Raw genomic sequence first — 18762 nt, 5'->3', positions numbered from 1 at the left:
TTGGTCTCCAAAACTCAGCGAAAATGATTGGAACCGTATTCGCTTCTCCGCGAGGCGAAATCAATGAAATGGAAATCCATATTGCCGGCCTGTTGCGAGGAACACCTTCTCCATTCGGCGCAAAATAGGAAAGGAATTCGCAGTTACGACGGCGCGTTCCGTAAGCGTGATGGGCATCACGGCAAAGTGTCACCCCGGATGCGAGATTAGCAGCAAGGCCAGCAAGGAGCTTAGCCATGACCGCCCTCGCCGCCCCGAAGTTCGCCAGCCGGAAGCGCCTCGGAGCCTCTATGCCCTGCTCCAGGGCGTGCCGTTCAATTCCGGCGTCGCGCTGACGATGAAGCTGATCAGCGCGTCGTCGCTCAAGCTGCTGAGCAATTTGCTGCTGCTGTCGGCGCTGCCGGCATCCAGTGATGCCTGTTTACTCGGAGCGCCACGTCCACGGTGACAGCATGATCAGGACACAGATCGCGGCATAGACGGCGAGCGACAGCGTGACCATGGTGGCGAGACCCGCCATGCCCGCGCCAAAGCTCGCCACCGCGATCCAGCCGCCGCCAGCCGCGATCAGGATGCGCGCGAAGGACGAAGCGAGCGGCCCCATCGCTCGGCCGGTGCCTTGCACCGCGAACGAACTGACAAAACCGAAGCCGAGCGCGGCATAGGCGGGCGCGACGATGCGCAAATAGGTCATGCCCTCGCTGACGACGTCCGCGTCATGGCTGAAGAGGTGCAGCCAGGCTGTCGGGAAGATCGCAACCAGCAAGCCGATCGTGCCGGTCATGATCATGCCGACCACGCCGCTGATCCAGCCAATCTTTCGTGCCCGCGCGGTCTGGTCCGCGCCCATGTTGACGCCGACCATGGTCAGCGTCGCCGTGCTGATCCCGAACAGCAGCGGGATCATGATGTAGTCCAGCCGCGAGGCAATGCCGTAGCCGGCGAGAGCGGACGTGCCGAACAGCCCGACCGCACCGGTGACGAGGATGACGGTGAGGTTGGTCAGCACCGCGTTGAACGCGGTGGGGATGCCGACCTTCAGCATGTCGCCGAAGATCTTTGCGCGCAACGGCACGATGTGCAGCTTCAGGCCAGTCGCGCCCGTCGACATGTAGTGCAGCAGGAACAGCATCGCCGCGCCGTAATAGAGGCCGAAGGCTATGCCGGCGCCGCCGATGCCGAGCCGCGGGATCGGCCCGAACCCGAAGATCAGTGCCGGCGAGACCGGAATGGTCACGATGGCGCCGACCAGAGTCACCAGGGCCGGCACTTTGACGTTGCCGGCGCCGCGCAGCGCGGCAGCCTGGAGGTTGACGATCCACACCGGGATGGCGCCGGCGAACAGATAGTTGGAATAGGTGGTGGCAGCGGCGAGCGCACCGTCGGTGCCGCCGAGGGCGCGATAGAGATGCGGACCACCGAGGACGACGCCGAGCGTGAACACGCCGCCGGCAATGATCGCGAGCACCACCGCATGAAACAGCGCCGCCTCGGCATCGGCGCGGCGGCCGGCTCCAACCGCGCGCGCCACCGAGGACGCAACGCCGGAGCCGAACCCGCCGTTCGACATCATGGTCATCAGCATGAAGATCGGGAACACCAGCGCGGCGCCGGCGAGCGCATCGGTGCCGAGATAGCCGACATAATAGGCCTCCGCGATGTTGACCGCGGTCTGTGCCACCAGGACGGTGACGGTCGGTAGCGCGAGCTTGAGTAGCGTGGGCAAGATCGGCGCGGTCAGGAGCGCGGCGCGTCTTTGCTCAGCTGCGCCTGGGGCCGGCGTAGCCGCCTGGCGAAGCGGGGCCGCGGTGTGGGCCACGAATGGCGCGGCGGACAAGGCCGGCGCGGCGGCATCTTCGACGGACATGGGTTCGATCCTGTGGTTCCCTCGGACCGCCCGGTCGGCCGCCCATTGCATTATGGTAATAATGTATTAGTATGACCGTAATGCAATAGGACAGACCTCACGATTTTGTGGCATAGGGGGCGGCGGGTTCGCAGGAGGCGGAATTGGCGCGCTACGACAAGGGACACAGGGACACGACACGGCGGCACATTCTCGATGTCGCATCATCGCAGTTCCGCGAGAGCGGCATCGCCGCAGTCGGCCTCGCCGGCATCATGGCGGAGGCGGGCCTGACCAACGGCGCTTTCTACACGCACTTCGCCTCCAAGGAAGATCTGGTGCGCGCGGTGCTGCTCGACGCGCTGGAGCGGCGCGAGCAGCGGCACAGGGACAATCTCGAAAACGGCGTCGCGCTCGAGACCGTGATCCGCGACTATCTCTCGCCCAAGCATCGCGATCGCGCGGCGACCGGTTGCCCGACCGCGGCCCTCGTCTCCGAGATCGCGCGGCATCCGAAGGCAACGCGCGAGGCCTTCACCGGCAAGATGTCCGACATCCTCGCGCTGATGGCGGCGCAAATGCCTGGGGGCACCCCGGCGGAACGGCGCCGCCGCGCCATCGCGGCCTACGCCACCATGGTCGGCGCGCTGCAATTGTCGCGCGCGGTGAGCGACAGGCAATTGTCGGAGGAGATTCTCGAAAACGCGGTGGAAGCTGCGCTGGCGCTCGCGAAGGGGTGCTAGTGCATTCGCCCCTCTGCTCGCACCGGATCGTCCTAGCTCAGGGCGGCCTGCGTGTTGCTCAGCTCCTCGCGTCGAGCTGGCTGCTGCGGCCGGACGAACTTGCTTGCGAGGCATAAGCGGAAGCCGCGGCCGAGGCCGGCGAATAGTGCGACAGCGATTCGGCGAGTTCTTCGGCGGCCTCGGTGAGCTCCTTCAGGACGGCGTCGCTGTCCGTGGCGTGGCCGCCGGAGGAATGCAGCACCTCGAACGAGATTCCGTTCGGAAGATCGACATGAACCTTGTCGATCCCGACGGCGTCGGGCGTGTCGCCGTTCTGCGACTGGTCGGCGCCGGACGCCGGATCACCAGAAATCTGCTGGCTCGCGAGCTTCTGCACGAAATCCTCGATGGACTTGAGCGCGCTGCTGTCGAAGCCGCCGCCACCGAAATGGACGATGCCGATCGACATACCGTTCGGCAGGCTCACCTTGACCTCGTCGTAGGGCGTGCCGCTCTCCAGCAGAGACGAGAACATCGAGGCGCCGTCTTGTGAACCCGCTGATTTCGACTGGCTGGTGGATGAAGGCGACCCCGCCGCGCTTCCACCGATGCTGCTCATGCTGCTGACGCTCATACCGCACTCCACTGTCATTGCGAACGCACGCTTTGCGTGCAATGCGCATGCCAGATGAGAGCCTCATTGCCATCAAGGGCTTATCGCGAAATCCGGCCGGCATCCCCTTCACGCCGGCAACAATGTCCCGGCAGAAGCTGCCCACCTCCACTTCGCCATTTCGTCGCAGGGCCTTGCGGCCTCGCCGGCATTGCCGCCTCGTGCATGATGCAACATGATGGGGTGCCGAAGACGATTTTTCTTCGAGGTGGGGGTCATTCGATGAACGAAGACGAGATACGCAAGTCCATCGCGGAGGTGAAGCAAGGCACGCTGTCGCGACGCTCGTTCATCCGGACCATGGCTGCGGCCGGGATCGCCGCGCCGGTCGCGAGCCAGATCCTGCTCTGGAACGACGTCGCGATGGCGGATGCCACGCTGCAATACAAGCCGACCAAGGCCGGCGGCGGCGGCCCGCTCAAGATCCTGCTGTGGCAGGCCCCCACCCTGCTCAATCCGCATTTCGCGATCGGCACCAAGGATCAGGTCGCCTCGCGCATCTTCTTCGAGCCGCTGGCCGGCTGGGACAAGGACGGCAACCTCATCCCCTGCCTCGCCGCCGAGATTCCGACCAAGGCGAACGGCAGCCTCGCGGCCGACGGCATGAGCGTCATCTGGAAGCTGAAGCAGGGCGTGAAGTGGCATGACGGCAAGCCCTTCACCGCCGACGACGTCGTCTTCACCTGGGCCTACGCAGCGGACCTCGCGACCGCCGCCTACAGCACGGGATCCTACAAGGACATCACCGTCGAGAAGATCGACGACCACACCGTCAAGGTGCTGTTCAAGGCCCCCACCCCGTTCTGGGCCGACCCCTTCGTCGGCTCGGTCGGCCAGATCCTGCCGAAGCATCATTTCGGCGACTATGCCGGCGCGAAGTCGCGCGAGGCGCCGGGTAATCTGAAGCCGGTCGGCACCGGCCCGTACAAATTCGTCGAGTTCAAGCCGGGCGACCTGATCCGGGCCGAACGCAACCCCGACTATCACGTCAAGAACCAGCCGCATTTCGACACGCTCGAGGTCAAGGGCGGCGGCGACGCGGTCTCCGCGGCGCGCACCGTGCTCCAGACCGCCGAGTACGACTATGCCTGGAACCTGCTGGTGGAGGAGGAGGTCCTCAAGCGCATGGAGGCCAGCGGCAAAGGCAGGGTCGACATCACGCCGTCCGGCAACGTCGAGTTCATCATCCTCAACACGACGGACCCCTGGACCGAGGTCGACGGCGAGCGCTCCAGCGTCAAGACCAAGCACCCGACGCTGTCCGATCCGGTCGTCCGCCAGGCGTTCAACCTCTTGATCGATCGCGAGGCGATCCAGAAATTCATCTATGGCCGCGGCGGCATCGCCACGGCGAGCTTCGTCAACCAGCCCCAGCAGTTCAAGTCGGGCAAGCTGACCTACGCGTTCGACGTCGACAAGGCGAACAAAATCCTCGACGAGGCCGGCTGGAAGCGGGGCGCGGACGGCATCCGCGAGAAGGACGGCAAGAAGCTCAAATACGTGTTCCAGACCTCGATCAACGGCCCGCGCCAGAAGACGCAGGCCATCATCAAGCAGGCCTGCCAGAAGGCCGGCATCGACATCGAGCTGAAGTCGGTCACCGCATCGGTGTTCTTCTCGTCTGACGTCGGCAACCCCGACACCTACTCAAAACTCTATTGCGACATGGAGATGTACAACACGACGCAGCCGCAGCCCGATCCGGAGCGGTTCTTGAACCAGTGCGTCTCCTGGGAGATCGCCAACAAGGAGAACAAGTGGCTCGGCCGAAACATCTCGCGCTGGTCCGATCCCGAGGCCGACAAGGCCTACAAGACCGCGCAGCAGGAGCTCGATCCGGTCAAGCGCGCCGCGCTCCTGATCAAGGTCAACGAGATCTTCTGCGAAGCCAATATTCTCGTGCCGCTGCTCTCCCGCAACATCGTTGGCGCCGGCGTCAATAGCCTCATGGCCGACATCTCGGGCTGGGACGTCACGACCTGGAATCTGGGGAGCTGGTATCGGGTTTGACAACCGGCGCCTGAGGACCCGGCTCCCTCAAAGCGCCGGGCCGCATGCCGTATCTGCGCATGATCGCTTTGCTCAGCGCGCCCTCGGACGCATACCCGACCTCGCCGGCGATCTTGGCGATCGGATCGGAGGTGCCGGCCAGCCGCTTGCGCGCGACCGTCAATCGCAGATCGGACAGGAACGTCATGGGCGCGACCCCCGCGCGCTTTTGAAAAGCGCGCACCAGCGTCGCACGCGAGGCGATCGCCACCGCCGCCATGTCGTCGAGCGTCCAGTCCCGGGCAAGATCGTTGAGGATCGCCGACACCACACGGGCCGTCATGCGGTCGCGCAACAGCGACACCGTCCCATTCCCGGAGGCATCGTCCGAAAGATGATCGCGGAGCATCATCACGAACAACGCTCTCGCGAGGTCGGCCGCGACCACCTCCGATCCAACCCGTCCCGCGTCCAGCTCTTCGCGGATGTCGATCAGCAGGCGCCGAAACCGTTCCAGCAGCGGCTCCTCCGCCGTGCGCAGGATGATCTCGTCTGGAAGCGCGGCGATCAGCGGATTCTCATCCGACGTCTCGAACAGGAAACGGCCGCACAGCAGTTCGGTATCGACCTCGGCCTCGACCGTCGCGCGCTGGCGGACGCCATTTCGGACCTCGGTCGTAACACGCCCGATAGCGCCGCCAGTCCGGCTGCGAACCGCGTGACTGTCGCCGTGCGGCAGCAGGAGGATATCTCCGGCTTCCAGCCGCTGCGGACCCAGGCCCGGCCGCTCGACCACGCAAGCGCCGCGTGTGACCATGTGGAACTGCGCCCATCCCTTGCCGTTCGGCGCGTGTAGCGACTCCCAGCTGCCGCCGAACTTGCAGGAATCCTCGAATATTGGACGGATCCTGAACAGCGGCACCATCGCCTTCAACAATTCCGCCGCGTCCGCCTCCGACATCCCTCTCCCCTTGATCCGCCCGGACATGTCTCCGAGCCGCCCGGCCATTCCATGGAACAGCCAAGCGCATCTAACGTATGAGCGGGCCGTCCCGCGCATGAGTGGACCAGTACTCATGGCTTTTAACATATCCTAACGAGCAATCCTCACGGCGTTCGGTAATGTCACGGCATGAAGGCGGCAGGGATTTCCAAAAAACAGGGTTATCAAGGGGAGATCATATGACGTCCAAGACGCCAGTCGAGTTGTTGCCACGGCCTGCGAATGTGTCGCGCCGCGGCTTCGTGGGAGGCCTGTCGGCGGGCATCCTTGGCGCGGTGGCGTCCGAGGCGGCGGGCGCCGAGACGCTCGCCGACGTCCCCGATCGCGGGCCCGGCGCCGATCTCAGCGCGCACAGCGAACGCTCCCGGTTTGCAAAACTCGATCGCATCCCCGAGGCGACACCGGGCAAGCGCAACGTCGATCCCGGCGATGCCATCAATTCCAAGACGCCGCATCAGAAGCTCGTCGGTAACATCACGCCGACCGATCTACATTACGAGCGCAGCCATTCCGGCGTGCCCGATATCGATCCCGCGCAGCACCGGCTGCTCATCCACGGCATGGTCGGCAAGCCGCTGGTGCTCAACGTCGAGGACTTGAAGCGGATGCCGTCGGTGACGCGCGTCGTGTTCATCGAATGCACCGGCAACGGATGGGAGAACTGGAAAAAGGCCGATCCTGACGTGACGGTGCAGAACACGCATGGCCTCGTCAGCACCAATGAATGGACCGGCGTTCCGCTCAAATTCCTGATCGACCTCGTCGCCAAGGACAAGGGCTCGAACTGGATGCTGGCGGAGGGCGGCGACGGCGCGGGCGTCGATCGCAGCATTCCCCTCACCGACGAGATCGTGAACGAGGCTTTCGTCGCCTACGGCCAGAACGGCGAGCCGCTGCGGCCCGCGCACGGCTTTCCGATGCGGCTGGTGATGCCGGGCTTCGAAGGCAACCTCAACATCAAATGGCTGCGCCGCCTCAAGTTCGGCAGCGAGCCATGGATGACGCGCTGGGAGACGGCCCGCTACACGCAGCTGCTGGCCAACGGCAAGGCGCGGCAGTTTCAGCTGCGGATGGAAACCAACTCCGTCATCACCCAGCCCTCCGGCATGATGCAGATCCAGCCCGGCTATAACCGCATCTCGGGTCTTGCCTGGAGCGGGCATGGCAAGATCGCCAAGGTCGAGATCTCCACCGACGGCGCCAGGACCTGGAAGCCCGCGCAGCTGAGCCAGCCGGTGCTGTCCAAGGCGCAGGTGCGCTTCCAGATGGATTGGGTCTGGGACGGCAAGCCGACAAAAATCGTGAGCCGCTCGACCGACGACCACGGCAACGTTCAGCCGGACCGGCAGTCCTTCATCGCCGCGATGGGGACCAACGCGCTGTTTCACTACAACGCCCAGCAGACCTGGAGCATCGACGAAGCCGGGAGGGTCCGCAATGTCCTCGCATGACAAGCTGTTTCTCGCCGGCATCCTCACCGCCGGCCTGCTCGCCGCGCCCGCGCTGGCGTTCGATTTCGGCCGTCCGGCAACGCCGCAGGAAATCAAGCTGTGGGACATCGACATCGGTCCCGACGGCAAGGGTCTGCCCGACGGCAGCGGCACGGCGGTGCAGGGCAAGCAGATTTTTGCCGACAATTGCGCGGCCTGTCATGGCGACAACGGCCAGGGCGGCATCAAGGATCGTCTCGCCGGCGGACAGGGCACGCTCGCCTCCAATATGCCGGTCAAGACCGTCGGCAGCTTCTGGCCCTATGCGACGACCCTGTTCGACTACATTCATCGCGCGATGCCATATCCGACGCCGGGCTCGCTCAGCACCGACGAGACCTATGCCGTCACCGCCTACATCTTGAGCCTCAACGGCATCGTTCCCGCCGACGGCAAGGTCGACAAGGAGTCCTTGCCGAAGATCAGGATGCCCAATCGCGACGGCTTCATTCCGGAGCCGGAATTCGACCCGGCGCGATTATTCCGCAAGAAGTGAGCCTGACATCATGAGGCTCTTCACACTGGTCCGGATCTTCGCACTGGTCGCGACATGTTTCTGGGAGACACAGGCAATGGCTACAGACGGACTTATCACCATCAAGAGCAATTTTGGCCCGCAGGACACGATGACGCGGCTCGAGACCGAGGTGAAGGCCAAAGGCCTCACCGTGTTTGCCCATGTCGATCACGCCGCGGGCGCTGCCGCCGTCGGCATGACTCTGCGGCCGACTGATCTGCTCATCTTCGGCAACGCCAAGGGCGGGACGCCGTTGATGCAGCAGGCGCAGACCGCCGGCATCGACCTGCCGCTGAAGGCGCTGGTCTGGCAGGACGAGCAAGGCGCGACCTGGCTGTCGTACAACGATCCGGCCTATCTCGCCGGCCGTCACGGCGTCGGCGAGCCGGCCAAGACCGCCATCGGCGCGATGACCGCCGCACTGCATGCGATCGCGACCAAGGCCACTGCACCGTAAGCGCGACGCGACGGCCGCGCGAGGAGAGAGGTTCATGAACGTGACCAGCGGGCAACCGGCGCCGCCCGAGGCGCAAGACAGCAAGCTCGCCCGATGGCTGGTCATCGCGGCGTTGTGCGCGATGCTCGTCGCCGCGAGCGTTCTCGGCTATCTCGGCTGGACCAGCACGGATACCAGCGTGCCGGCGTCCGGCTATGTCGCGCTGGTGCTCGGCGTCGTGTTCTCGCTGGTCGTCGGCGTCGGCCTGATGGCACTGGTGTTTTACAGCAGCCGCAAGGGATATGACGAGCCGGTGGTGCTGATCCGAGAGCCGGAGAGCGATCCGGACGATGGACAGAGCGGCCCGCGCTGACGGCGCAACATCGACCTGTCAGACAGCAGTCTTGCAGGATGGGTAGAGCGCAGCGAAACCCAACTGAGTTTGCCCGACGATGAAGCATGATAGGTTTCGCAAGTGCTCTACCCTACGTACAATGTACTTCTGGAGTTCTGCCGTGAAGTCGCCGTTCGTTCTATCGATCGCCCTCGCCATCTCAATCCCCGTCCAGGCAGAGACAATCATCCCCACTCCGCTACAAGAGACGCAACGGGCCGCGGCTAGTGCCGGCAAGACCTGCGAGGGCTACGAACACATTCGCTCGCTCTGCCTGCCAAAGGGCTATGAAATGCCGACGTTCGAGCAACGTCATCCCGAGATGGCCAGAACCGCGGCGAAACTCAAAGCCGACTATCCGCAATTCTGGCAACTCGGTGCGCGACAGGGCATCGCACAGGTCAACAAGGTCGCAGCCGAACGGCAAGGGCTTGAGTTGATCTGCAAGCGCTACGCTACCAAAAGCCAGTAGCGGTTACCGGCAACCTTCGTCGCGCCGTTCAAGCGATGCTACCGCGGCCAGAGGTCCGCGTCGGACGTAAAGCCTTTGCAGGTACCAACATTGCACGATGTTCGCTTGAAGAAATGATTGGCAGCGGGAGAGCGCTATCGCCTTCCCCCACACGACGCAAATCTGCGATATTTCCTCCGGTCGTCCGCCTAGACTCAGAAGCGTGTCGAGCGGTAGGTTCAAATCGGGGACGTGCAACCACCGATACCGACATTCGGTCCAGGTTGCGATTTGACTGACGCCACCACTTTTGACTGACGTAACCCCTGGATCCTGAACGCAAGTCACTTTCGACGGCATTCTGTCCGCTGCCGTTGTCTCCCGGTTGCCCCTCTGGATCGCCTCCACGCTTGATCGGATGCGGCCCCCGATGTCCATAGCTGCGGCCCGTGTGGATGGCCGAAGATACTAGCCCGCACCGCCCAATTCCCTGATGCTGCGCCGCACTACTGCGCGCCTAGCCTAGATTTTCGAACAGATCGAGCCGCGGCCCAGCGGAACTTCGATCGCTACCTTTGCTAGAACCATTCAAAATGTATAGGCTGATCCGGTCAACGGGCTTGAGAGAAAGGCCCGGGACGTTCGGGACGTGAGACGCTGAAGGGGTTGCTTGATCGGAAGGCGCGGTCGTCTTCACGGCGGGTGCGACGGATATGGAATCCGATTCAGACGGCCGTCACGGCGGCCTGGAAGGGTCTTACCGTCGGACTTTTGCGTGAGCGAACCGGCAGTTGCGGCAGGCACTCCCCCGCATTCAGGTGAATGATCGCAGGGCCCGTCATGAGCGGTCCAGCACCTTTCACGTCGGAGGAGCCGGGATGGACCAACGAGAAGTGCTGGCGGCGTGGGAGAAGTTCGTCGAGCGCGGAGCGTTGTCATCCGACTTGAGATCATCGGTCGCAGCGTCGTGGCAGCGATCCAGGAACCATCACGTCACCGTCGACCGTGCGCGAGCGCCGCTCGTCGCGGACGCCGAGTTGTTTCGTCATCGCTCCAAATACGCGTCGCTCCGTCATGCCGCCCGCTGCGCTCTCGAGAACTCAAAAACATTTCTGCGCGATGCAAACTCAATCATGATCCTCACCGATCCGAGTGGGCTGATCATCGATACGCAGGGCGACGACAGGGTCATCGACGCCGGCCGCGCAGTCCATCTCGAACACGGAGGACGCTGGAGCGAGGCCGACATCGGCACCAACGCGATCGGCGCCGCGATAGCGGAATCGAAACCTGTCCAAATTCACGGTACAGAGCATTTCTGCTCGGAGGTGCAGCGGTGGACTTGCGCTGCCGTCCCGGTTCATGACCCGACCGATGGCGAACTGCTTGGCGTGGTCGACATCTCGGGTCCTGCAAGCACCTTCAATCCGCAGAGCCTGGCTTTGGCCGTCGCGGTCGGCCATCACGTGGAAAGCGTTCTGGCCCAATCGGTCCGACAGGAACACGAGGAGTTGCTGTGCCGCTTTCTCGGCAGGAGATCGCAATGGGCGAACGATGAATGCATCGTGCTCGATCGTCGTGGCATGATCCTCCACGCCACCGAGCGTGCTCTGAACGCACTCCAGCATGATCGCCACGGCATTCACAACGACGCGCCAACCCGCTTTTTGAAGACGGTTCCCTTCGATGAGTGGCCGAGCAGGCTGAAGGAGCTGCTTCCCAACGCGAGCTTCAACTTCGTCGAGAACGAACGCTCCGGCATCGGCGCCATCGTGGTGCTGCACGCGCGACGACGCCAGTTGATCACGCATCGCGATGTCCAGAAATCGAGATCCGAATCTGACGGTCGCGAGACCGCGAGCTCATCATCTGCCCGAAAGGATTCAAAGCCGGAACCACGGTCTCTTCAGAGCATGGCCGCCGGCTTCGTTGCGGACGACCCCGCGGTCCGAGCCATCGTCCGTCAAGTCGAGACCGCGGCAGCACGCAAGATGCCCATCCTCATCCGAGGCGAGACCGGAACCGGCAAGGAACAGCTTGCCCGCCACGCCCATATGGCGAGTGGGCGGACCGGCGCGTTCGTTCCAGTGAATTGCGCCGCCCTGCCGGAAAGCCTGATCGAGAGCGAGCTGTTTGGCTATGCCGCCGGAGCATTCACCGGGGCGCGGCGCGGCGGCGCGATTGGACTGGTCAAGGAGGCCGACGGCGGCACGCTGTTCCTTGACGAGATCGGCGACATGCCCGTCGCGCTGCAGGCGGTGCTTCTGCGCCTGCTCGACGACTGGACCGTGCGCCCCGTCGGCGGCGTCAGATCGAAGGTCGATGTCTTTCTCATCTCCGCCACCAACGCCAGGTTGGACAAGGCCATCGCCGAAGCCCGGTTCCGATCCGACCTGCTCTATCGTCTCAATACGCTCGAGGTCAACCTGCCACCGCTCCGGGATCGCAACGACTTTGATGCCATCGTTCGCCATCTGCTCAATGCGATCGACCCGAATTGCGAGATCACGCGGACGGACATTGCGCATCTCGCCGCACGTCCCTGGCCTGGCAACGTCCGCGAGCTCCGCAACGTTCTGGCGCGATTCACCCTTGCCGCTGCGGACGGCTCTATCAACGAAGCCAGCGCGGAGAGCATCGTTCAACACTCCGGAGCGGAGTCCGGATCGCTCCACGACATCCACCGCGCGCGAATCCTTGTTGTGTATGCCGAGACCGCCGGAAACGTCAGCGAAACCGCGCGACGCCTCGGCGTCTCAAGAAACACCATCTATCGCGCACTGGGGCAGAAGAAGCCCGAGTGATGCCATAGTGCCTCGAAGCGCCGATGCTGCGAGTATCGCAGCATGCCCTACTATGGACAGAGCGCCGGTCGCTTCGAACCGATGATTGTTCCGTTCAAAGCAGCTCAGCGCCACCACCTCGGGCCGGGCCGGCGGTCGGATCGTAGTCATCCGGCTTCTTGGCGATCAAGGTCTGAGTCGTCAGGATCAGTCCGGCCACCGATGCCGCATTGCGAACCGCGCTGTAGCAAACCTTGACCGGGTCGATAATGCCAGCTTCGACAAGATCGACCGCCGAACCATTGCGCACGTCGAGCCCGTGGCCATTCGTGGCCTTGGCAATTCTCGCAACTTCCGCCTCTCCGTTCAGACCGGCATTGGCGGCAATGTAGAAAAGCGGCCGACTGAGCGCGCGTTGCAGCAGCTCGGCGCCCTGCCTGGCGCCTCCGTCCAGACGACTGATCAATTCGTCGAGCCTTGCAGCGATCCTGAGCAAGGCCACTCCCCCGCCCGGCACAATGCCTTCTTCGATCGCGGCGCGGGTCGCGTTGATCGCATCCTCGATCAACTGGGTCCGGCGTTTTTGCTCGACCGGCGTCGCGCCGCCGGCAAGAATCATCGCTGTGCCGCCGGACAGTTTTGCGATGCGCTCCTGGAACTTGTCCCGCTCAATATTTTCGGGAGCGGCATCGTATTGGCGCAACACCTGCTCGCGTCGCGCCGCGATGGCCTTCTGATCGCCACTTCCCGCCGTGATCAGGGTCTTCGAGGCGGAAATGCGCACTTGGCGCGCGGACCCAAGGTCGTGCAGCTCCACCTTCTCGAGCCTTCCGCCTAGATCCGCCGAGATAACGCGCCCTCCGGTCGTGATCGCGATATCCTCGAGCATCGCCTTGCGCCAATGGCCGAACTCCGGCGGATGAATCGCGGCGACCTTGAAATTGGATTTCTCCCGACGCGCCAGCAATTGCATGATGACCGATGGCGCCACTTCCTCGGCGATGATCAGCAAAGGTCGCCCGCTCTTCTCGATGAGCGAGATCACACCAGCCAGTTGCTCCCCGGTCTGGATCTTGAGATCGGTCATGACGATGAACGGACTGTCGAGAACCACCTGCATTTTCTCGACATCGGTGACCATATGATGTGAAAGATAGCCGCGATCGAAGGCCATGCCTTCAACGATTTCCAGCGTCGTCTCGACCGTGTTGCCAAATTCCACCGCGACGATTCCGTGATTGCCGGCGCGCTCGAAGGCTTCGCCGACCATGTCGCCAAGCGCTGTGTCGTTGGCGGCAATGCTCGCAACAGCCCGCAGGCCAGCAGGCCCCTGCAGCGGTCTCGCCGACCGTCGTAACGCCGTAATGGTCTCACTAACCGCCAGCTCCAGCCCTTGAACCAGCTCGACCGGATTGGCGCCGGCCGCTAAACATTTCAGGCCTTCCTGCACAAGAACATCCGCCAGCACGGTCGCCGTGGTGGTGCCGTCCCCCGCCACCTCATTGGTTCGCGCTGAAACCTCACGCAACACCTGCGCGCCCATATTCTCAAACGGGCATTCAAGTTCGATTTCGCTGGCAATGCTGACGCCATCGCGCGACACGATCGGTGTGCCGATCGGTCGGTCCATGATCGCGTTCATACCCCTCGGACCCAGCGTTCCGCGTACCGCCTTGGCGAGCTTGGCGACGCCCCGGCCCAGCGCGGCCCGCGCAGCTTCATCGTGCAACATGATCTTCGGCATTCTATATCCCCGACTTTGCCTTGAGGTCGTCTGGTCTGGACTTGTTGTCGATGCTGCGCACCCGCATCACGGCACCTGTTACGTGTCCGGCGACGCCGGCATCGTCCTCGATTTCGGTACGAACGGTGTATCGAGGTCGAACCGCGCGGCAAGCAGGCCGCGGCACAGTGCGCCGTTGAATTCAGCATTGATGCCCACGCGCCGTAGATTCGACAGGTATGCGGCAAGGCCGTCGGCTTTCAGCCGCGCTCCGTTCGCATCGACAAAGGCGGGTTCACCACCGCTTGCCGGACCTACGACGGCACGTCGCTCGAGATAGCGCTGAATCAGCGCCTCACCTGCATCGTCGAGCGGCAGGCAACCGAGCTCCGTCAACGTCAGGCTCACGATCTCTGCCGGCGATTGCCCCAGCGCGATGAGGTGACTGAGTAGCGCAACCTGCCGGCGCTGGAACGCCTTGACGAGGAATGTCTGACGCAGATCATCGAGGCTGCCATCGGCCTCGGCGCCGAACGTTTCCTGGAACGAGCGCCCCAGCGCGAGGCCCGCATTGATCTTGTCGGCATACATGTGCTCACCCAAGACCACGCTGACGCCCTTGACCCAGTCCAACGCGCTGATGGACCGGCGCATGTCGTCCGCCATCAGGAACGAAAAATTGGCAGCGCACCAATAGGTCGGCAAGCGGAACTCGATGTGGACCCGATCCTTCGCGTCGACATCGGCCCTGGTCACGAAATTCAGGTCGATGACGGACTCGTCGAGTTCCGGGTCCATCACGTCTCGCAGGCAGGCCCATATCTGCGCCTGCCTGTCATCTGACGAGCGGCTTCTCGGCCGCTCCCTCCCCTCAACGCCACGCTTCATGGCCATCACCTCGGCGCGTGAACGGCTTCGGGCAAGTGGGCATAACCGCCGCCCGCCTGGATCTTCTTCTTTTGCGCTTCGACATCGATGCCATAGATGCGCGCGGCATTGAGACCGAGGATCTTGGTCTTCGTTTCCATCGACAGCACCGAACCGGTCTCCTTGGTGACGTCGGCCGGGATTTCAAATGCCATGAACTTGTCGATCAGCCATTTCGGCGTCCAGATGCCATAATCGCTACCGTAAAGGATCTTGTCCGGTCCGACCCAGAATAGCAGTTCGGAAATGACGTGGGCGAAGTACCCCGGCCGCGAATGGATGAAGGGCAACGCCACCGCGAGGCCGGCATAGACGTTGGTTTCCTGGGTCGCGATCCAGCAGAAATCGTCAAGGCGCGGCAAGCCACAATGCTCGACGATGAAGTTTAAATCCTGGAACGAGGTGGCGACGTCATCGATATCGGCGACATCGAACGCATCCCGGTTCAGCGGGATGATCGTTGGCCCCTTGTGGACGTGGATGTTCTTGATCCCGAGCTTCTGCGCCGCCTCGAGATACTGGTAGGACGCCTTGTCGGTGAGCTTGTAGCCCTTCGACTCGCCACGCCATTCGGCGGTGTAAAGCTTGACGCCCTTCAGCTTGTGCTTCTCGGAGAGCGCATGAAGGTCTTCGATGCCCTTGGTACCGTCACGCGGATCAAAGGCGCCGTTCAGGATGAAGCGGTCCGGATGGCTCTTCTTCATCGTCGAGTTTCGTTCGGTGGTATTGAAGCCGTTCTTGTAAAAATCGGTGAGATAGGTCGGCTGAAGGATCGCCATGTCGTCGTAACCGGTGACGAACAGGTCGTCGAACATCGTCTTGGCGTCGTACTTCTCGAACTTCTCCTTCTCCCATTTCTCCGACGGCGGGCTCAGATTCGAGTGATAGGCGTAGAAGCACTCGATGAACTGCTTGCCGTGGATGTTCTTCTGGTTGGCCGGGCTACCATCCCAGAAATGGGTATGCCCATCGATGACAAAAATCTCTTCACCCTTGGCCGTCCTGTACATGGCGTTACTCCCGCTCCGCTGGATATTGCGTATTGTTGTGAGGCGCGATTGATGTCGTCGATTGAGCCCGGCCGGCGCTGTGCCGGCCAGGCTGGTTCGCTGGCGATCATTAAACGATGTATTTCATCATCTCGTTCATGTCGCCGAACAGCATGACGGTGTTGTCGTCCGTCATGACCATGCGGCCGTAATGCGTCGAGGTTGAAATCTCGAAGAGATGCGGGGTCATGACGCGGCCCAACTCTTCGGAAATCTCATCCATCTTGAATTCCATCTTGCCGTCGCCATCGATACGGATCATCGCCGGCATGTAGGTCACCTTGATGTGTTCATGACGGCTCATGACTTCGGCGATAGCGCGCGCCTCGACGCTATCGTTCATTGTCACTCCGCATTGATGCGACACCGTGTCCTCGAACGTGATGTCTTTCATCGATTTGAAGATGTTGTCATTCTCGTGCAGCATGTCGGTCTCCAGAAGGATTGAGTGTGAGGGCGTGAAGCGATGCCGATTACGACGCCAGTCCGGCCGGAACCGTCAGGCCAAGCTCGGCGGCGATACCCCTGATACGATTCTTCGCGTGCGCCATGGCATCGGCGAAAGCCGCGACCTTGACCCGAGGCTGCGACCAGATGGGCTGCAAATGATTGGCGGCATCGAGCGCGAGATCGGCATGATTGGCCAACCATTTGTTGAACAACGCAAGGTTCTGCGCCCCGAAGGTCGGATCAGTGCCGAGGATGTGGAACAGCTCGACGGTGTTGGCGAGATTGCGCTCATAGTCGGCCTCCGCAGCGGAGACGACAGCCGGAGTGATGAAGTCGTTCTGCGCAGACGCCGCCTGCATCAGGAAGCCTGAGCGGAAGAGTTCGCCGACCAGCGGCTCGAACACCGCATTGGTCGCAAAATATTGCTCGAGATAGTCGTTTGAACCCATCACTGATTCAACCGACTTGCGCACGCCTTGCCAGATCGGATCTTCCAGCCAGTGCTTCTTGCCGGCGGCAATGTCGAAGCCTGGAAGGTCGAGGCCGATTTCGCTCAGATAAAGGGTGATGTCCTGCGCGAAGCGAAGCTTGTAGGACGAGTTGGTCAAGATCGCATTGTTGACCATCTGCGTGTAGCCGTAACGTTGCGCCTGCATCGTCGAGGTGCCGAGACCGAACTCGGCATGCTTGTAGGCTCCGAGATGGTTCTGCAATATCTTCACCCAAGCGGGATCGAAGCGGGTCGGCGCGCCCGATTTCCGGCCATTCTCGATCGTGTTCTGCACCATGCCGCAGATCGTCGACTGGCGCTGGTAATGGGTACGCTCCCACTCCTGGTCGACAGCGCGGAATTTGTGCCAGTTCGAGCTCTTTGCCGCCGTCCAGTCCTTGGAATAGGTCGGCGTTCCGTCAGGGAACGAGATGATCCAATCCTGCAGCAGATAGCGCTCCGGATCGGGTTGAACATCGACCGTCATGTCTTCGTAATGGGTCGCCTTGCGCCCCTTCGGTTCGAAGTAGTTGTACTTGCGGCTGTCGGAGCCCGGGAAAACCGCTGCCCCCGCGGCTCCGGATTTGACGATCGCCGCAGGCTTGGTCGCTGCTGCTCTGCTCGTTTGCGCGCTCATTGCTTACTCCCTTTCTGCCATTCTGTTCTGCGACGAACCTCGAACGCCGTCATCGCACCGCCGGCGTAAACTTGTCGAAATAGATGTGGTCCGGCTCGACGCCGTTCATTTGCAGCACGGGCAATACGGCGTCGATCATCGGCGTCGGCCCGCACGCGTAGGCGTCGATGGCGCCGCTCAGCTTCTCCTCGCGCAGATGGCGCAGCACGACCTCGTGGATCAGTCCGGTCTCGCCGTCCCAGCCGTCACCCGTCTCCGCATGCGACAGTGCCGGCACGAATTTGAAATCGTTCAGCCGCGCCGCGATGGCCGCGAGTTCATCGAGGTAGAACAAGTCGGCGCGGGTACGCGCTCCGTAGAAAAACCGGACCGGTCTCTGCTCGCCACTCCCGATGTGATCGGCCAGGATCGACCACAACGGCGACATGCCCGAGCCGCCGCCGATCAGCAGCATCGGCCCCGGACGTTCTTCGCGCCGGAAGCAGGTGCCATACGGCCCCTTGGCGATCACGGCGTCGCCGACGGCCAACTTCCCATCAAGCTGGGACGAAAACGCCCCGTTCGGATATTTCTTGATGATGAAGCGGAGATTGATGCCTTCTCCGGGCGGGTTCGCCATCGAAAAGGCGCGGGTGATGGTGCCATCCTGAAGCGTCAGATCGACGTACTGGCCGGCCCAGAACTTCATCGGCCTCTCAATCTCGATCTCCAGCAATCTGATGTCTGACGTCAGCGCGCTAATCCCTGCCACGCGGCCGGAAAATGCCTTCACCGCGATCGAACGGCTAAGCAGGTCTTCGTCATAGTTGAGTAATTCAACACCGATGTCGCTGTAGACATGCGTCCGGCACAGCAGGACGTGGCCGGTCTCGCTCTCGTAATCCGGCAGAGCGAAGGTCGAGTATTTCAGAAGCTCGATGTCCCCCTCGACCAGCCTTGATTTGCAGCTGCCGCACTGACCTTCCTTGCAGCCATGCATCAGCGAGATGCCCTGACGAAACGCGGCATCGAGGACGGTCTCGCCCTCTTCGACTTCCATCTCGATACCCACTGGCTCGAAACGAACCTTGTGAACCCGCACGTCCGTCATTATCCCGGCCCTGTCGTCGTGGCAGTTGTACAGAACGATCGGCAAACCGTTTGCCGGTCCCGGCAAGAGGGGCCGCCGAAAGCGGCCCCCCT

At 62.6% G+C, this 18762-nt stretch carries 18 protein-coding genes; 9 read left to right on the top strand and 9 right to left on the bottom strand.

Going from position 1 to position 18762, the window contains the following annotated elements; all coding sequences use genetic code 11:
• Positions 1–169: 169 nt before the first annotated feature.
• Complete coding sequence (locus AB7290_RS07830) at positions 170–448, top strand: hypothetical protein (RefSeq protein WP_085399593.1); 279 nt, start codon at positions 170–172, stop codon at positions 446–448.
• On the opposite strand, the gene AB7290_RS07825 is transcribed toward AB7290_RS07830, so the two are convergent.
• Positions 422–1867: an MATE family efflux transporter gene (locus AB7290_RS07825; protein ID WP_085399592.1), complete on the bottom strand. Its 1446-nt coding sequence runs from the start codon at positions 1865–1867 to the stop codon at positions 422–424. The two genes, AB7290_RS07830 and AB7290_RS07825, sit on opposite strands and share 27 nt — an antisense overlap.
• Before the next feature lie 143 nt (positions 1868–2010).
• On the opposite strand from AB7290_RS07825, the gene AB7290_RS07820 reads away from it, so the two are divergent.
• Positions 2011–2589 carry a TetR family transcriptional regulator gene (locus AB7290_RS07820; RefSeq protein ID WP_085399591.1) on the top strand — a complete coding sequence of 193 codons (579 nt, stop codon included), beginning with the start codon at positions 2011–2013 and terminating at the stop codon, positions 2587–2589.
• Positions 2590–2647: 58 nt separating this feature from the next.
• Here AB7290_RS07820 and AB7290_RS07815 read toward each other — a convergent pair whose 3' ends face one another.
• Entirely contained in the window at positions 2648–3202 is a 555-nt protein-coding gene (locus AB7290_RS07815) for a hypothetical protein (RefSeq protein WP_354080090.1), read from the bottom strand.
• Between the two features lie 261 nt (positions 3203–3463).
• On the opposite strand from AB7290_RS07815, the gene AB7290_RS07810 reads away from it, so the two are divergent.
• A complete protein-coding gene (locus AB7290_RS07810; RefSeq protein WP_085399589.1) occupies positions 3464–5251 on the top strand; it encodes a peptide ABC transporter substrate-binding protein in 1788 nt (595 codons plus the stop codon).
• Here the strand turns inward: AB7290_RS07810 and AB7290_RS07805 are convergent.
• Positions 5214–6191 (bottom strand): AraC family transcriptional regulator, encoded by a 978-nt coding sequence (locus AB7290_RS07805; RefSeq protein ID WP_354080092.1) that lies wholly within the window; start codon positions 6189–6191, stop codon positions 5214–5216. The genes AB7290_RS07810 and AB7290_RS07805 overlap by 38 nt on opposite strands.
• A 221-nt stretch (positions 6192–6412) precedes the next feature.
• Here AB7290_RS07805 and soxC point away from each other — a divergent pair, with 221 nt between their 5' ends.
• The 6 genes from soxC to AB7290_RS07775 all read left to right on the top strand — a co-directional run bounded on the left by soxC (position 6413) and on the right by AB7290_RS07775 (position 12325).
• A complete protein-coding gene (gene soxC, locus AB7290_RS07800; RefSeq protein ID WP_085399587.1) occupies positions 6413–7684 on the top strand; it encodes a sulfite dehydrogenase in 1272 nt (423 codons plus the stop codon).
• Positions 7671–8219 carry a c-type cytochrome gene (locus AB7290_RS07795; RefSeq protein ID WP_085399586.1) on the top strand — a complete coding sequence of 183 codons (549 nt, stop codon included), beginning with the start codon at positions 7671–7673 and terminating at the stop codon, positions 8217–8219. The genes soxC and AB7290_RS07795 overlap by 14 nt, the downstream gene beginning before the upstream one ends.
• 76 nt (positions 8220–8295) lie before the next feature.
• On the top strand, positions 8296–8697 hold the full coding sequence (locus AB7290_RS07790) for a DUF302 domain-containing protein (RefSeq protein WP_434057386.1): 402 nt from the start codon (positions 8296–8298) through the stop codon (positions 8695–8697).
• Between the two features lie 34 nt (positions 8698–8731).
• Positions 8732–9049 carry a hypothetical protein gene (locus AB7290_RS07785; RefSeq protein WP_085399584.1) on the top strand — a complete coding sequence of 106 codons (318 nt, stop codon included), beginning with the start codon at positions 8732–8734 and terminating at the stop codon, positions 9047–9049.
• A 142-nt stretch (positions 9050–9191) separates the two neighbouring features.
• The gene (locus AB7290_RS07780) at positions 9192–9542 is read left to right on the top strand and encodes a hypothetical protein (protein WP_144030656.1); all 351 of its coding nucleotides are present in this window, start codon (positions 9192–9194) and stop codon (positions 9540–9542) included.
• An 857-nt stretch (positions 9543–10399) separates the two neighbouring features.
• The gene (locus tag AB7290_RS07775; protein ID WP_085399582.1) at positions 10400–12325 is read left to right on the top strand and encodes a sigma-54-dependent Fis family transcriptional regulator; all 1926 of its coding nucleotides are present in this window, start codon (positions 10400–10402) and stop codon (positions 12323–12325) included.
• Positions 12326–12419: 94 nt separating this feature from the next.
• Here the strand turns inward: AB7290_RS07775 and AB7290_RS07770 are convergent, their stop codons facing one another.
• From AB7290_RS07770 to AB7290_RS07745, 6 genes are all read right to left on the bottom strand, one after another.
• The gene (locus tag AB7290_RS07770; protein WP_354080098.1) at positions 12420–14048 is read right to left on the bottom strand and encodes a molecular chaperone GroEL; all 1629 of its coding nucleotides are present in this window, start codon (positions 14046–14048) and stop codon (positions 12420–12422) included.
• Positions 14049–14126: 78 nt separating this feature from the next.
• Positions 14127–14915: a metal-sulfur cluster assembly factor gene (locus AB7290_RS07765; RefSeq protein ID WP_283808548.1), complete on the bottom strand. Its 789-nt coding sequence runs from the start codon at positions 14913–14915 to the stop codon at positions 14127–14129.
• 5 nt (positions 14916–14920) lie between these two features.
• On the bottom strand, positions 14921–15964 hold the full coding sequence (locus AB7290_RS07760; RefSeq protein ID WP_085399580.1) for an amidohydrolase family protein: 1044 nt from the start codon (positions 15962–15964) through the stop codon (positions 14921–14923).
• Positions 15965–16073: 109 nt separating this feature from the next.
• A complete protein-coding gene (locus tag AB7290_RS07755; RefSeq protein ID WP_028150059.1) occupies positions 16074–16430 on the bottom strand; it encodes an MmoB/DmpM family protein in 357 nt (118 codons plus the stop codon).
• A 46-nt stretch (positions 16431–16476) separates the two neighbouring features.
• Positions 16477–17580 carry an aromatic/alkene monooxygenase hydroxylase subunit beta gene (locus tag AB7290_RS07750; RefSeq protein WP_063981232.1) on the bottom strand — a complete coding sequence of 368 codons (1104 nt, stop codon included), beginning with the start codon at positions 17578–17580 and terminating at the stop codon, positions 16477–16479.
• Positions 17581–17629: 49 nt separating this feature from the next.
• On the bottom strand, positions 17630–18670 hold the full coding sequence (locus AB7290_RS07745; protein ID WP_085399579.1) for a 2Fe-2S iron-sulfur cluster-binding protein: 1041 nt from the start codon (positions 18668–18670) through the stop codon (positions 17630–17632).
• Positions 18671–18762 lie beyond the last annotated feature (92 nt).

The sequence above is a fragment of the Bradyrhizobium sp. 613_E4_N2_2 genome, assembly GCF_052075995.1.
Classification (GTDB): domain Bacteria; phylum Pseudomonadota; class Alphaproteobacteria; order Rhizobiales; family Xanthobacteraceae; genus Bradyrhizobium; species Bradyrhizobium barranii.
Note: the sequence above shows the minus strand (reverse complement) of the source record. Positions and strands in the feature narration are given on the sequence as shown.

Excerpts from the sequence above, each read along its gene's own strand:
- AB7290_RS07830 (WP_085399593.1), top strand. The coding sequence starts at position 170 with ATGGGCATCACGGCAAAGTGTCACCCCGGATGCGAGATTAGCAGCAAG.
- AB7290_RS07825 (WP_085399592.1), bottom strand. The coding sequence starts at position 1,867 with ATGTCCGTCGAAGATGCCGCCGCGCCGGCCTTGTCCGCCGCGCCATTC.
- AB7290_RS07815 (WP_354080090.1), bottom strand. The coding sequence starts at position 3,202 with ATGAGCGTCAGCAGCATGAGCAGCATCGGTGGAAGCGCGGCGGGGTCG.
- AB7290_RS07810 (WP_085399589.1), top strand. The coding sequence starts at position 3,464 with ATGAACGAAGACGAGATACGCAAGTCCATCGCGGAGGTGAAGCAAGGC.
- AB7290_RS07805 (WP_354080092.1), bottom strand. The coding sequence starts at position 6,191 with ATGTCGGAGGCGGACGCGGCGGAATTGTTGAAGGCGATGGTGCCGCTG.
- soxC (WP_085399587.1), top strand. The coding sequence starts at position 6,413 with ATGACGTCCAAGACGCCAGTCGAGTTGTTGCCACGGCCTGCGAATGTG.
- AB7290_RS07795 (WP_085399586.1), top strand. The coding sequence starts at position 7,671 with ATGTCCTCGCATGACAAGCTGTTTCTCGCCGGCATCCTCACCGCCGGC.
- AB7290_RS07790 (WP_434057386.1), top strand. The coding sequence starts at position 8,296 with ATGGCTACAGACGGACTTATCACCATCAAGAGCAATTTTGGCCCGCAG.
- AB7290_RS07785 (WP_085399584.1), top strand. The coding sequence starts at position 8,732 with ATGAACGTGACCAGCGGGCAACCGGCGCCGCCCGAGGCGCAAGACAGC.
- AB7290_RS07775 (WP_085399582.1), top strand. The coding sequence starts at position 10,400 with ATGGACCAACGAGAAGTGCTGGCGGCGTGGGAGAAGTTCGTCGAGCGC.
- AB7290_RS07770 (WP_354080098.1), bottom strand. The coding sequence starts at position 14,048 with ATGCCGAAGATCATGTTGCACGATGAAGCTGCGCGGGCCGCGCTGGGC.
- AB7290_RS07765 (WP_283808548.1), bottom strand. The coding sequence starts at position 14,915 with ATGAAGCGTGGCGTTGAGGGGAGGGAGCGGCCGAGAAGCCGCTCGTCA.
- AB7290_RS07760 (WP_085399580.1), bottom strand. The coding sequence starts at position 15,964 with ATGTACAGGACGGCCAAGGGTGAAGAGATTTTTGTCATCGATGGGCAT.
- AB7290_RS07755 (WP_028150059.1), bottom strand. The coding sequence starts at position 16,430 with ATGCTGCACGAGAATGACAACATCTTCAAATCGATGAAAGACATCACG.
- AB7290_RS07750 (WP_063981232.1), bottom strand. The coding sequence starts at position 17,580 with ATGAGCGCGCAAACGAGCAGAGCAGCAGCGACCAAGCCTGCGGCGATC.
- AB7290_RS07745 (WP_085399579.1), bottom strand. The coding sequence starts at position 18,670 with ATGACGGACGTGCGGGTTCACAAGGTTCGTTTCGAGCCAGTGGGTATC.